At 45.7% G+C, this 13,572-nt stretch carries 9 protein-coding genes; 5 read left to right on the top strand and 4 right to left on the bottom strand.

Annotated elements, in window-relative coordinates:
- Positions 1 to 120 precede the first annotated feature (120 nt).
- Together N2K84_RS08010 and N2K84_RS08005 are read right to left on the bottom strand one after the other, a co-directional pair.
- Positions 121 to 2,250, bottom strand: a complete 2,130-nt coding sequence (locus N2K84_RS08010; protein WP_282591273.1) for an alpha-galactosidase — start codon at positions 2,248 to 2,250, stop codon at positions 121 to 123.
- A gap of 319 nt (positions 2,251 to 2,569) precedes the next feature.
- A complete protein-coding gene (locus N2K84_RS08005; protein WP_282591272.1) occupies positions 2,570 to 3,859 on the bottom strand; it encodes a S28 family serine protease in 1,290 nt (429 codons plus the stop codon).
- Positions 3,860 to 4,039: 180 nt separating this feature from the next.
- Between N2K84_RS08005 and N2K84_RS08000 the strand changes: the two genes are divergently transcribed.
- From N2K84_RS08000 to N2K84_RS07985, 4 genes are all read left to right on the top strand, one after another.
- On the top strand, positions 4,040 to 4,480 hold the full coding sequence (locus tag N2K84_RS08000) for a DUF4395 domain-containing protein (protein WP_282591271.1): 441 nt from the start codon (positions 4,040 to 4,042) through the stop codon (positions 4,478 to 4,480).
- Positions 4,481 to 4,751: 271 nt separating this feature from the next.
- Positions 4,752 to 6,539 (top strand): sensor histidine kinase, encoded by a 1,788-nt coding sequence (locus tag N2K84_RS07995; RefSeq protein ID WP_282591270.1) that lies wholly within the window; start codon positions 4,752 to 4,754, stop codon positions 6,537 to 6,539.
- Positions 6,540 to 6,634: 95 nt separating this feature from the next.
- Positions 6,635 to 9,205 carry a TlpA family protein disulfide reductase gene (locus tag N2K84_RS07990; RefSeq protein WP_282591269.1) on the top strand — a complete coding sequence of 857 codons (2,571 nt, stop codon included), beginning with the start codon at positions 6,635 to 6,637 and terminating at the stop codon, positions 9,203 to 9,205.
- A 9-nt stretch (positions 9,206 to 9,214) separates the two neighbouring features.
- Complete coding sequence (locus N2K84_RS07985) at positions 9,215 to 9,991, top strand: LytR/AlgR family response regulator transcription factor (protein WP_282591268.1); 777 nt, start codon at positions 9,215 to 9,217, stop codon at positions 9,989 to 9,991.
- A gap of 37 nt (positions 9,992 to 10,028) precedes the next feature.
- On the opposite strand, the gene N2K84_RS07980 is transcribed toward N2K84_RS07985, so the two are convergent.
- Positions 10,029 to 11,270, bottom strand: coding sequence for a dipeptidase (locus N2K84_RS07980; RefSeq protein WP_282591267.1), 1,242 nt, complete (start codon positions 11,268 to 11,270; stop codon positions 10,029 to 10,031).
- A gap of 10 nt (positions 11,271 to 11,280) precedes the next feature.
- Positions 11,281 to 12,696 (bottom strand): UDP-N-acetylmuramate--L-alanine ligase, encoded by a 1,416-nt coding sequence (locus tag N2K84_RS07975; RefSeq protein ID WP_282591266.1) that lies wholly within the window; start codon positions 12,694 to 12,696, stop codon positions 11,281 to 11,283.
- Between the two features lie 49 nt (positions 12,697 to 12,745).
- On the opposite strand from N2K84_RS07975, the gene N2K84_RS07970 reads away from it, so the two are divergent.
- Complete coding sequence (locus N2K84_RS07970; protein WP_282591265.1) at positions 12,746 to 13,570, top strand: MBL fold metallo-hydrolase; 825 nt, start codon at positions 12,746 to 12,748, stop codon at positions 13,568 to 13,570.
- Positions 13,571 to 13,572: the final 2 nt, after the last annotated feature.

Below are 13,572 nucleotides of genomic sequence, written 5' to 3'. Positions count from 1 at the left end.
TAAAAATAGCGCTAAGTTTTAACTTTTAGAAAGACTTGTGCCCCTAATTGGCGGGTGAACGGGTAAAACCTCCGTTTTATTCATATCGCGTCGGCGATGAATAAAACGGAGCAATAATGGTTATTCGGGTTGGTTAAAACCGATCAAATCGTGTTTACGCAGATATTTTTCAAGTTGGACGCCGCTGATCGACAGGTCGGACGGGGGATTGTTGTTGTTTTCGGTCAGGTATAACAGTTGTGATTCGTGCGGTTTCAGGCTGAGGGTGATTTTATCCAGGTTGCCCAGGCCAGTGCTGGTCTCTGGTTTCCATTCATAGACCCAACATTGTTTTTCGCCATTGAGTTCAAGTATGTAAAAATCTTCATTTACTGTTTCATCGGTATCGTTTACAACAAGAACGCCCCAGGCTTTTGGCGATTTGTAACGACGAACAGCTACTTTGCATTTTTTATTTTGGCCCCAATAGGGCAAGGAGGCGCTTTGCGGTCGGTCCTGTGGCTGGAGGAAGCGCCAGTGATTTAACTCTTCGTCTGTCAGTGTTGAAAAGCGGTCGGAGGTGTGGACCACGCCTCCCAAAATTCCGTTCCAGTGGGCAATGGTGGTTTGCTCCACGTCGGAAAGCTTGTTATTTACCTGGCGCAGATAAATGGTGTCGGGGTCGTTTTGCCAATACACATTGTTGAAGTACTGGCAGGCGTATGTTTCGCTGAACATATTGCCCACGCCCTGGTTAGTCCATTCGCTTTCCACATCATTTGATATGCGCATAGCATCAACAAACCCGATGAGTGGTGCGAAAGGCGAGATGCTTGCCAGCCAATAGCTGCCTGCCCCAATTTCTTCACGGATAATCCGGAGAACCTCAACGAGGATTTGTACCGAAGATTTATCCCGGTTGTAACGTTTGATGTTGTAACTGTCCCGCAGTCCCCAATCCAGGAAATCGGTTTTAAAGAAGGTGTAGCCCATTTTCCGGAAAGCACGGAAAACCCGGGCAATGTATTTTTGCACCTCGGGGTGGCTGCCATCCAGCGCATAATGCGGCCCCTCGGGAAGGTTCCCATGCGGTACCGGATTGCCGTCCAGGTCGTTGATGAGCCAGTTGGGGTGGTTGCGGAAAAGCTTGCTGTTTTCATCTACAATAAACGGGGCCACCCATATTCCGGCGCGGTAGCCGCGCTGAAAAATTTCGCGGGCAGCATCTTCCATCGAACGGGGCCATTTTTCGTTGGTGTCCAGCCAATCGCCGTGAACACAATAGCAGTCGTCGATCTGAATAGTTTGTAGCGGTATTTTTGGGGAGAGCTTGTCGAGTGTCTGAAGCTGTTCTTTCAGTTTTTCAAAGGAAAAGTCTTGTTTGTGTTCGTACCACGAACTCCAGTGAAAGCTGGTTTTGGTGTCTTTACGGGCCACCATGCTTTCCGAAATGTTCCAGGCAATGTGCTGCAGGGTTTCGAAAGGCAGGTTTCCCTGGATGATGTAAATATCAGGCAGTTTGATGAAATCATCTTTCAGGGGGATATTTTCCATCACAAAACCTGTCTCAAAGAAAATATCTTCTTTATCGGGGTGCCGATCGAGGAGGCCTTTGCGGTGAGGTCGGTTATAAATGGTACTTTTCTGAATGAAGTCGTAATGCTCGTACGCGCCAAAAACTAAGGTGTCGTTATTGTCGGCCAATAAAGCTGTGGTCAGGTGCGAATCGTACGACCAGGCCTGTTCGCCCAAGCGGTTGCCCCACTCCTGTGCGCTGGGTTTTTGGATTGGGAACAGGCCTGACTGGCCGCCAAAGCCCAAGCCTTGTTTAAAGAAGCGGTCTGCCCCTTCCAAACGACCTTCTCCCAACGGTGAAAAATAGAAGGGAGCACGTGACATGCTACTTAGCTCTGCACCAATCGAAAGGGATCCGTTATTGATTTTCAGGTCGAGCATCACAAAGCCGCGATCCAATTCATAAATGATGCGTTTCCCCTTTGGCGAGTCTCCCATGAAGGTGTTTCGCACAAAAATACTTTGACCGTCGATGGTGGGGCGGCAATTGCGCAAGCGAATGTTTCCGGCAATCAGATCAAAGGTACCGTCGCTGTGCAGGATCCATTCCGGTCTTCCCAGCTTAAACTTGGGGGCGGCCTGTGGTACGTCATTCCCAAGCGCTTCCTGAAAAGAAGCGAATGGCAACATTGTGCTTCCCAGGCCGGCAGCCATCATCTTCAGAAAACTTCTTCTTTCTAATGGGTTTGAAGTCATCAAGCAGTAATGTTTAGTTTTTGAGCAAGGTAAAATTAACAACTTTTAACACACTTCGGTTAATTCTGATGAAAGTTCGGGAGGGTATGACCCTCTTGTAAATGAGTGTATTGATGCAGGATATGTTGTATAAAATGTTTCCATAATATGGGTTTGGGCTGGTTGGTACCGTGTTTATTTGATTGTTCGCCTGAAAGTTGTTCTTATCCTAGGTAAAACAGAGACAGCAACAAGCTGGTTCAAAACTTCGGGGAAGTATTCAACTGTTGATCAATTCCGTTCCCGGGCGTTTCGCCGGTTTCCAAAGCTCCACAACGATTCAATGCAGTTGCTTTTTCATTGATTTCAGTAGCTTATTCTTTTGGTGGACAGGCAAGTCCTGAATCCGGGCTTTGTGGCATCCTCCTGGCAACACGATTACCTGGTTGTTGCCTCTTTTCCGGACGCTGGCTGCGCTGGCCGACCAGGGGTCAATTTCGCCGTAAATCAGCAGGATGTTTTTTGCGTGGTTTTGTAAGAAGTTATGTACCATCAGCGAGGTTTCCGGATGATATGGCACTGGTTGGTTTCCGGGGATCATAAACCGTTTTAAATAACCGTTTGCTGAAGCAATGGACAAAAGATCACTGAAAGGTTCGGTGTCGTACCCGTAATAGCCGAGTTCGCGGGCGGCTTGGTAGAAGAAGGCCCGGTAATGGGCTGAGCCTTCCTGCGAAAAGTAATCAGGCGGACTGATTTTCACGAAATGCTTAAAGAGTGTTTGATCGTTTGCAGAAAGGTCGGGAATTTCATGTGCCGCATGCCCCCACTGCCAAAAGGAATAGGAATATTCCAGGACTGAAAAGTCCAGAACTTCATCCATGCTGATCGGGTAATTGTAATTTCTGGCATCAGAGTAATTCTTCAACAGGGCGACCATCTGCTGCCTCCTTTTTAATATCTCACGTTGAAAAGCCATAATTTTTTTCCTACATGTTTCCGAACCTACCTGTGCGAGGAAACATTCGTGACGCCCGTCCTGCACACCAAAGTTCAGTGGGGCGACGTAGGCCACTGTCAGGCTCACATCATCGGGGAAAATGGCCCGGTGTGCCAAAGCCGTTTGTCCGCCTTTGCTGATTCCTGTATTCAGCCATTTGCCGCTGTAATACAATTTGAAAAGCTGGGTGATCCGGTGATGGTCCCTGGCCGCGTTTTCGACGGTTAGGTATTGCCAGGCGATGGAATCGGGGATCGATTCGCCAAAGTAACGGTGTTCCACACAGATTTGGTTGGCGTCGAGCAGTAAGCTTAACTCGTTTATATAATTTGGTTGGGCCGCATATTCGGCGCTGTAACCCTCGGTGATCAGAACCACCGGGTGGTCAACTGCTCGTTCGGCCACAAAAACCCGCTGGTTGAAAAAGCCGGCTGTGGTATCGTTGTGGTTGAGTGGTTGGCGAATTTTTAGCTGGTATAAATTGTTGAAAAAGCCGTTCCCTTCCATTTCGCGAATGTCGGACAGGTCGGGCTGAGATTGCAAAAATTGCATTAAATCCCGAGCTTCGGACTGCCAGGAAGCATTTAGTATAAAAATGAAACCGATCAGAATTGGGCGTATTTTTTTCATGTTTAGACTTTGTATCCGAAAAATAATCAGGTTGAAAGATATTCTTTCAAATATGAAGAAACTATTAAGTCTGTCAGGTGTTATTTAGAATATTTTTAAATAGCCCAAATTAAGAGATATTTTTGTCTGAAAATTAATAGTGACCATCACAAGTCATTTTTTAGTGGAGGATGAAAGTTTATGAAGAATTTATTTTGCCCGATTTCGGATGAGCGAATTAACGAACAGGTTCCGCGTATGACGGCGGTACTTGTTATTGTATCGGTGATTATTGGATTTGCCTTCAGTTCGGTTCTGGTGATGGCCGTTGTGGCTGCTGACTTTTTTATTCGCGCTTTTACAAAAATGAAATTCAGTCCGCTGAGCTGCCTGGCATATTGGCTGGTACGTTCGTTAAAGTTACCGGCCAAGTCGATCGACAAGGCACCCAAGATATTCGCGGCCCGCATGGGGTTTGTAATGACTCTTGCGTTCACTTTTTTGTATGGAATGCAATTGTTTACCGCATCGGCGATATTGGCCGGGGTGCTGGTGTTTTTTGCCGCACTGGAATTTGCTTTTGCCTTTTGTGCAGGATGTACCATCTACACATATCTGGTCTTGCCTTTTTACAGGAATTAGTTTTCCAACACAAATAGTTTTTTCTCGCAAACCGGCTTTGTCCGGTTTTTTTTTTTTGATTTATTTTTTTGCCAGGGTTCCAGGCACAGCCTCTACTTGCCGGAAAACGCGCAGCAGGTTGCCTCCCCTTTTTTTAAATTCTTCTTATGACATCCGGGTGATGGTCGATCAATTTTCTGGCAGTTGATCCTGGCCGATTTGCAGTTTATCGGTTTTTGCTATTAAATCGGTTGAAGAAAGGTTTACTTTGAACAAAAGTAAAAATACTTCTATGCAACGGTTAATTTTATTGCTACTGTTCTCTTCAAACATGCTTTTATTGTTTGGCGGGAACAATCGGTATTCGGTGCATAAACTTGCCGAAGAGCAGGTGCAGGCAAAATTTCTTACTGACCGTGCGCCGGTTCGTTATTATTCTAACATATTGATCCAGTTTCGAGGGAATCCAAGTGAGGAGGATTCGTTGATCATGACGGAATTGGTGGATTCGCTGAATGTTTTGATTGAGAAATGGGATGTTTACTTGCTTCCCGAAGGAACCTCTAATCTTGACGTTGAGATACATGATCGTTGGAGTGACGATGATGAATGCAGGATTATTGAACAAGGCGAGAATCCCCGACAGATCGTGAAAAGAACGGTTGTGTTGAACATTCCTGAAGAAGCAGGTTTTACGGAACGCAAGAAGTTGATTTACTTTTATGTGCTTCGGGCATTAGTGAAGCCAAAAGCCGGCAACGGGGATACCGATCCCATCAGCGGGTCTGTATTTTCGGAAATTGACCCTCAAAAGATTACCTTCCACCCGGTTGATTTTGCGATTATCAAAGAGCTCTATTCTCGAAAATACGAGGATAACAATGCAAGTAGCTCCAGAAAAATGTCACCTGGCATCCTGAAAGCGTATTCACTCCGGATACTTGTCAACCTGTTTGCATTATTGTTTTCGCTGTCCTTCCTGATATTCATGTCGCTTCTTGGGAAGTTTAGGGAGCACAACTACTCATTCGTTCCTTTTTTGAAACAAGGCTTGTTGGTTGTCATGGGTGGCTTGATTTACATCATGGTCATTCTGCTCGCATCTGTCAGTAACGCGCCAGGCATCTCAAATTCGTTCTCTATAATATTCGTGATCATCGTTGCTCATTTTTCGATTGGATTGATTGTAACCAGTTTGATTTTCCTTATTGAGCGGGCTGTTCTAACACGTAGCCGGAATGTTTATCTGGAGATTATTGTTCCTTTTCTTACCGTTGTTTTGATTGTGCCCATTTTTATTTTGCTGTCTGCATTTTTAATACCAATGGGTAAGCCCTCTTTTTCAATCTATTTTTCAGCGGAGGCAGGGGCATTGCTTTACGTTTTATTAATGGGTTTTGGACGGTCGATTTTCATTTTCAACCGAAAAAAATCGGAGCGTATTATTCGTAAAAAGGATCTGGAACTGGCCAAGGTAAACGAACTCCACAAACAGGCAGAACTCCAGTCGCTAAGGGCGAAGATCAATCCGCATTTTTTGTACAATGCGCTCAATTCGATTGCAAGTTTAGCAACTGCTGATGCCAGTAAAGCAGAGCAAATGGCTTTAGCACTTTCCGACTTTTTCAGATATGCTATCAATCGGGAACAAAAAAGCTTTAACACACTCGCCGAAGAACTAACAGCTATCCGCACGTATCTCGAAATTGAAAAAGTGCGGTTTGGCGAACGGCTTCATTTTGACATCGAATGCCCTTCCAGGCTTATGGAAACTCAAATCCCGCAACTTCTCATTCAACCGTTAGTCGAAAATGCCATCAAGCATGGATTATCGCTCCTTACAGGTAATGGGCTTATCCGGATTGTTGTTGCCGAGGTGCATAACTTGTTAATTGTCCGGGTAGCTGACAATGGCCCCGCCTTTCCGGATGGCCCTCTAAGTGGTTATGGGATCCGGAACACGCAGGAGCGGATTTCTTTGCTTTATGGTGAAGAAGCTTCGATAACGTGGAAGAATGGAGAGGATAAGTACATTGAGATTCAGTTGCCTGTAAATTCGGACAATGTTAAAAAAGCTTAATTTAAGCCATGAAATTGTGATTATGTTCTTTTGATGAAGTAACTTGGTTCTACATAAAAAATAATACATCTCCATCAACCTTTAAATTATTTTTAATGAAACGAATTTTCCTCCTGGCCTTTTCCGTGGTCATGGGTGTTTTTACTTTCGCCCAAACTGTTGTTGAAAGTCCCAAAATCGGGATGAGCACCGCTTCCAATGTAAAACTTAATAAAGTTGAACTGCTTGATAGTGAGACGATACTCTGGTTTCATGTTCGCTATACGCCAGGCAACTGGATTTTTATCCCTGACCAATCGTTTATTCAGCCGGTTGGCTCACCAGAGAAACTGTTTATCGTTTCAGCCGACGGCATTCCGGTGAACGAAAGGTTTATCATGCCCGAATCTGGCGAAGTGAGCTACAAATTGGTATTCCCTAAAATTGATGCGGCTGTTGCCAAACTCGACTACGGTGAAGCCAACGATGGCGGCAGCTGGTTTATTTATGATATCCAGCTGAAGCCCGAATTATTTCAATCGGTACTTCCTGAGAAGCTGAGTGGTAACTGGTTTCGAAATGACAATGCGCAATGGGAAATCAGCTTTTTTGATTCTGTTGCTATTTACAATAGCCAGGTGTGGAAATATGGTTCATATTCAGAAAAGGACGGGATTGCTAAAATTGTGCTGAAAAACGACTCAAAGAAATTGGATATTTACACGCAGCTGATTAACGACTCGGTTTGCATGATTGGTGAATCGCCTGCTGCAATGGCTGCTTGCTCAAGCCAGCCGGATAAATCAGTGATTCCGGCCGATGAGGACTTGTTTGAATCATCGGTCTTTAAAGTGGACACGGTCACTTATCGCGGTTACATTCGTAATTTTAGTCCACGCTATTCGCAGCGCACAGGAATGGTTTATGTGAATGATGCGATTGTGGGCGATCAGATTTCCCACTTAATCAGGATTGCTGAAGACGGTAGTTTCGAGGCGAAATTCCCAAATTGTAACTTGCAGAATGTTCTTATTCGCTTACCATTTTTTTATGGCTCAGTTTTTCTTGAGCCGGGTAAAACAACTTTTCAGCTTTTTGACGACAACAGCCCGGAAAATCCGGTCTTGTTTATGGGGGATTGCTCCCGGATAAATACTGATTTGTTCCAACTAAAGGATATTCGGAATTTTAATTATCAGGAAATGCAGGAAAAAATACTGGATTTTTCACCTGAACAATACAAAGCCTGGTGCCATGAACTAAAACAGCGGGATTACGATGAGTTGGCAAACCACGGGCAAAAATACCCGCTGAGTGCCAAAGCAAAACAGGTGAAAAGTCTGGAGTTTGACTACCGGAACGCCGAAAGACTTTTGAGCTATGATATGCAGAAGGTTTCAGCCTGGCGGGCAAAAAACAATATCCCAAGAGATCAATGGGAAATTGATTTTAAACCCGAAAAGCCGGATAGTAGTTACTATGACTTCTTAACGAGTGATTTTGCAAATAATCCATTGGCTGTTTTGACCGGGGAGTATTATTTTTTCATCAACCGGCTGATGTACTTGGATATTTTAAGAGAGAATGGATCGAACATTGGTTTGACGACACAGGATATTCTTGATGAATTGAAAAAGACGGGCTATCAGTTAAAACCTGAAGAAGAGGAAATGGCTGCCCGTTTGACGGAAATCGACTCGCCTGAATTTAAAAAGCTCCAAGAAGAGTTTCAGGAGAAATATGGAGAGCAGGCTGGAAATTTTCAGAAAAATTATGGCGACAAGTTACAGGGATTTTATCAGGAGAATCGTGGCAAGGCCATTACGCCCGAGATGGTGGAGGAATATTTAATCGGGCAGCATGTTGAGCTGACGGAGGAGGACAAGGCATATCTTGCTGCCTGGAAAGAGCATGCCTCCCAACCTTTAGTGAGGAAAGTAAGCCTGCTTCAATCAGAAATAGGAGATTTGCTGAACAAGTTTCATACGGACCACAGGTCTTTTGTGAGTGGCATATTTGCAAAAAGAAGGATAGAAACCCGGAATGAAAAGATCCAAAGCGTTTTGGGTATTCAACCTGGATTAGCGACCGATGTAATGCTTTCGCAGGAATATTGTCGCCCGATTGTTTCAGAAATGACACCCGTTTCGGATGAACGACTAAAAGAGATGCAAGCTCAGGTCAGCACTCCGTTTATTGCCCGCTATATTGGTTTGATGAATGAAGCTACGAGGACAAAAATTGAGGAGAACAAAAAACTGGCGGTGGCAAACGTAAATGATGTCCCTGAAAATGAAGGCGACAATGTTTTCGAGTCCATCATGAAGAAATATAAGGGGAAAGTGGTTTATGTTGATTTTTGGGCAACCTGGTGCGGCCCCTGCCGGTCGGGTATCGAACGAATTAAGCCGCTGAAAGAAGAGATGAAAGATGAAAATGTGGCTTTTGTTTATATCACCAATCAAAGTTCGCCAAAAGGAACGTACGATAATATGATTCCGAGTATCAGCGGCGAACATTACCGGGTGTCGGAAGACGAATGGAATATTCTGAGCGACAAGTTTAAAATCTCCGGAATACCGCATTACACCTTGGTTGGCAAGGATGGGCAGGTGATTAATCCACATTTGGGGCATATGGAAAATTCGCAGTTGAAAACCCTATTGATGAATTATATCAACGAGTAGCAAGTCCCCATGATGGCACAAGCACCTTCTCGATACAGGACACTGATAGCCGACGATGAACAACTTGCCCGTGCCCGGTTGATCAAGTTATTATCGATATATCCCAACCAAATTGAACTAATTGGTGAAGCACAAAACGGGCTGGAGTGCCGCGAAATGATTGACCGGCTAAAGCCAGACCTGTTGTTCCTTGACATTCAGATGCCAGGCATAAACGGGTTCGAAGTTTTGCAACAAACGAGTCACTTACCAGTAATCATTTTTTGCACGGCCTACGACGAGTTTGCTCTCAGGGCGTTCGAGACCAATAGTATCGATTATATTGTGAAACCGGTGAAAGCTGAACGCATCGGGAAGTCGATTGAAAAGCTTAATTTGCTAAACCAGCAGACGGGGAAGCGGGAATTGCTGGAGATGGTTGAAAATTATCTCGGACAAAAACAGAAAAAAGAAATTACAAGCATCCCGGTCAAATTGGGCGACCGGATGCTTTTTGTCCGGATTGAAGATGTTTCTTATTTCTCGGCCGAAGACAAATATGTGTCAATCCATATAAAAGATGGGAAAACCTATTTGTGTGATCTTTCGCTGAAAAACCTGGAAATGAAACTGGAAGACAGTTTCCTGAGGATTCACCGCTCCTTGCTGGTTAACACGAACCGGATTAAGGAATTCAATAAACATTACGGCAGTAAGTTCATCGTCAAAATGGACGATATTAATAAGTCCCGTCTTGTTTCCGGGCGTGCCTATTGCGAGAAGCTGAAAGGGTTGATGAAAATTTGATTTCGAAGAGGAAGATGACGGATTTTTGTCGTTTCTGTCAGTTCCTTTGGCTCTCTGCCAGCGTTCCGGCCACCGTCTCTACTTGCCGGAAAACGCGCAGCAGGTTGCCTCCCCAGATTTTTTTGATGTCTTCTTCTGTATAGCCGCGTTTCAGCAGTTCGAAGGTGATGTTCGGAAACTGGCTCACATCGGTACAATCGGCCAAACCGCCGCCGCCGTCAAAGTCGCTGCCAATGCCCACGTGATCGATCCCAACCAGGCTGGTTACATGATCGATGTGGTCAACCAAATCGCCTACTGTTGGCAGTGCTTTGGGGTATTGCTGCTCAAATTCATCCCACGACTGGTAAAAGTCCGACCGTTGTGTGTCTGTCATATTTTTCAGTTCGTGGCGGTAAATGTGGTAAAATTCCTGGGCTTTTCGGTAGCGAACAGTTGTTGTGTCGGGTGTTTTTACGTAGTCGTCCAACAGGCAGATCTGGATGACGCCACCATGCCGGGCCAGTGTTTTGATCATGTCATCACTCATGTTCCGGTCGTGGCGGCAAACCGCACGCACGCTGCTATGCGAGGCAATTACCGGCGCTTTGCTGTGCTGAATGACATCGTAGAATGATTTATCTGAGATATGAGAGCAGTCGATCATCATCCCCAGGCGATTCATCTCGGCAATAACTTCGCGGCCAAATGCGCTCAGCCCGTTGTGCTCGGGCTTTTCGCCATCGCTTGACGCGTCGCACAGATCGTTGTGAAACGAATGGCAGAGGGTAATGTAACGAACACCCCGGTTGTAAAATTCCTGCACCCGGTTCAAATTAGTTTCCAGCGGAAAGCCATTTTCCATTCCGATGTAGATGGCACGTTTGCTTGTTCTCTCAATTTTTTCAGCATCATCGGCAGTAAGGGCAATAGTCGCCATGCTGCTGTTGCGCTCCACGGCTGAATAAATCGAATCGAGCATTTGGTGTGCCAATCGGTAAGCCTGATCATAATTTTCCGGTGTTCGTGGTTTTTGTCCGGTAAACACGGCAAAAAACATGGCATCCAGTCCGCCTTTTTTCATTCTGGGAAAGTCCACCCGGCTGGCGGGGCTTTCGTGGCTAACACCCAAATCGAACCCGCTTTTCAGCATGAGCAGCGGTGTATCCGAATGCGTGTCGATTGTCAGGGTTTGCTCGTGTATTTTCCGGGCTTTCTTCCAACGCTTTTGATCTTTATCCTGTGGGTAACCAGTCAGGATGGTTACCGACAGCAATGAACAGAGGAGGTATTTCTTCATGGAAATAAGTTTAGTTCATGGTTGTACCCTGTTGTTTGATCCATTTTTCATTTCCAAACCGGATCGGATTTCCGGTTAGCCCGATTGCAAATTCTTTTAAATTCTGCCCCGAAAAATTTCCTGAAGTCATGATTAACAGGTTCTTATTTTGCCAATCTTTTTGCCGAAGGAGGTCAAAAAGTTCTGTAGGATCGGTAAAAACATGCAACTCCGGTTTGCTAAAGGCAGCAGCCACTTCTTCTTTTGAAATTGGCGTCAGCCGTTTGTGTTCAATTGTTTTGGGGTTGAAAAATACAAACGCCTCATCGGCTTCGTCCATGCAACCTCCGTATTGGGGGAGAAATTCCTTTTTCAGCGAGCTGTAAGTGTGCAATTCCATCACGGCCACCAATTGGCGATTGTCGAATTGCTTTTTAACAGCAGCCGTAGTGGCTTTCAGTTTGGAAGGTGAATGGGCAAAATCGTAAAAAACAGTGGTTTTTTCATTTTCAGAAAGCACTTCCAATCGACGGGCAGCTCCCTTAAAGCTGGTCATGGCCCGGTAGAATTGCTCGTCGCTGATGCCCACTTTGCTGCACACCAGCTTGGCTCCGGCAATGTTTTGCAGGTTGTGATCGCCAAACACATGCAGGCGAATTTCCCGGTCGTTGAATTTCAGATAGGTTATGCCATCTTCCACCACAGATTCGTGTTCGCTGTAAGGCAGTTTGTCAATGTCATTCCGGCTTTGCCCGGCAATCCGGCGTAAGTTTTCATCTCCTTCAAAATAAATAAGCGCCCCGTTTTCTTCAACCCCATCCGCAAAAATCTGAAATTGTTCCACATAGTTTTCGAAGGTAGGGAACACGTTGATGTGATCCCAGGCAATGCCGCTCAGCAGGGCGATGTGCGGGTGGTAGAGGTGAAACTTGGGGCGTCGGTCGATGGGCGACGACAGGTATTCGTCGCCTTCAAAAACAGCGATTTTGGTGTCTTCTTTTAAAGAAACCATGGTGTCAAAACCTTCCAGGTTGGCTCCTACCATGTAGTCAAAATCCAGTTGGTTGAATTTAAGCACATGCATCACTATCGAGGTTATGGTGGTTTTTCCATGCGAACCGCCAATCACCACGCGGGTTTTGTTTTTGGTTTGCTCGTACAGGTACTCGGGGTACGAATAAATTTTCAAACCCAGCTCCTGCGCCTGTTTCAACTCCGGATTGTCGGGATGGGCGTGCATGCCCAGAATAATCACGTCGGGTTTTTGGGAGATCAGCTCGGGCTGCCAGCCGGTTTGGGCAGGCAGTAAGCCATATTTTTCCAAGCGGCTGCGCGAGGGTTCAAAAATCTCGTCGTCGCTACCGGTTACTTTATACCCTTTTTTATGCAGGGCAATGGCCAGGTTGTGCATGGCGCTTCCGCCAATGGCAATAAAATGAATGTGCATATCCTTATCTTTGCGGAAAGTCCAAAGATAAACATTCAAGGCAAAAATTATGAAACTCTTCCCGATACATGCCGGACATTTTTCGTGCGATGGCGGCGCCCTTTTCAGTGTGATCCCAAAACCGATGTGGTCGAAGGTTTACCCCGCCGACGAGAACAATGTAACCCGGTTGACCATGCGCTGTTTGCTTATTGATCAGGGTGACCGGAAAATTCTGATCGAGGCCGGAGTGGGCTATCACTACCCGGAAAAGGTGAAACGTAACAACGGGCATGAGGAAACTGACGCGCTGCCCCGGTCGCTGGCAAAAGCCGGCTACTGCCCCGCCGATATCACCGATGTACTTTTTACCCATTTGCACTGGGATCATTGCAACGGGGCCGTTTTTACTGATAATGGAACGCTGAAGTTGCTGTTTCCGAATGCCACGCATTGGTGCAGCCGGGTGCAGTGGGAGCACTCCGGAATTTCCAACATCCGCGAGCGGGCTGCCTATTATCCTGAGATCCTGAATTTTTTGAAAGAAAAGGGGAACATGCAGTTGGTTGAGGATGATGGCGAATTGTTTCCCAAGGTTTCGGTACGTTTATTTAACGGCCACACCCCCGGACAAATGATCCCGCTTATTGCAGTGGAAGATAATACCTATGTGTACATGTCCGATTTCATTCCGACTTCGGCCAATATTCCGATTGTTTGGCTGGCTTCGTACGATTTGTACCCGGTGACAGCCATGGAAGAAAAAGAAGCGTTCCTGAAAGAAGCTGCTGAAAAGAATTACATCCTGTTTTTTGAGCACGATTTCTATGCCGAATGTGCTACAGTTGAATGGACTGAACGTGGCCCAAAGGTGAAAGAAACCTTTTCGTTGTGAGG

This window comes from Gaoshiqia sediminis (genome assembly GCF_025907915.1).
Lineage (GTDB): Bacteria > Bacteroidota > Bacteroidia > Bacteroidales > Prolixibacteraceae > Gaoshiqia > Gaoshiqia sediminis.
This window is presented reverse-complemented; position numbering and strand designations above follow the sequence as displayed.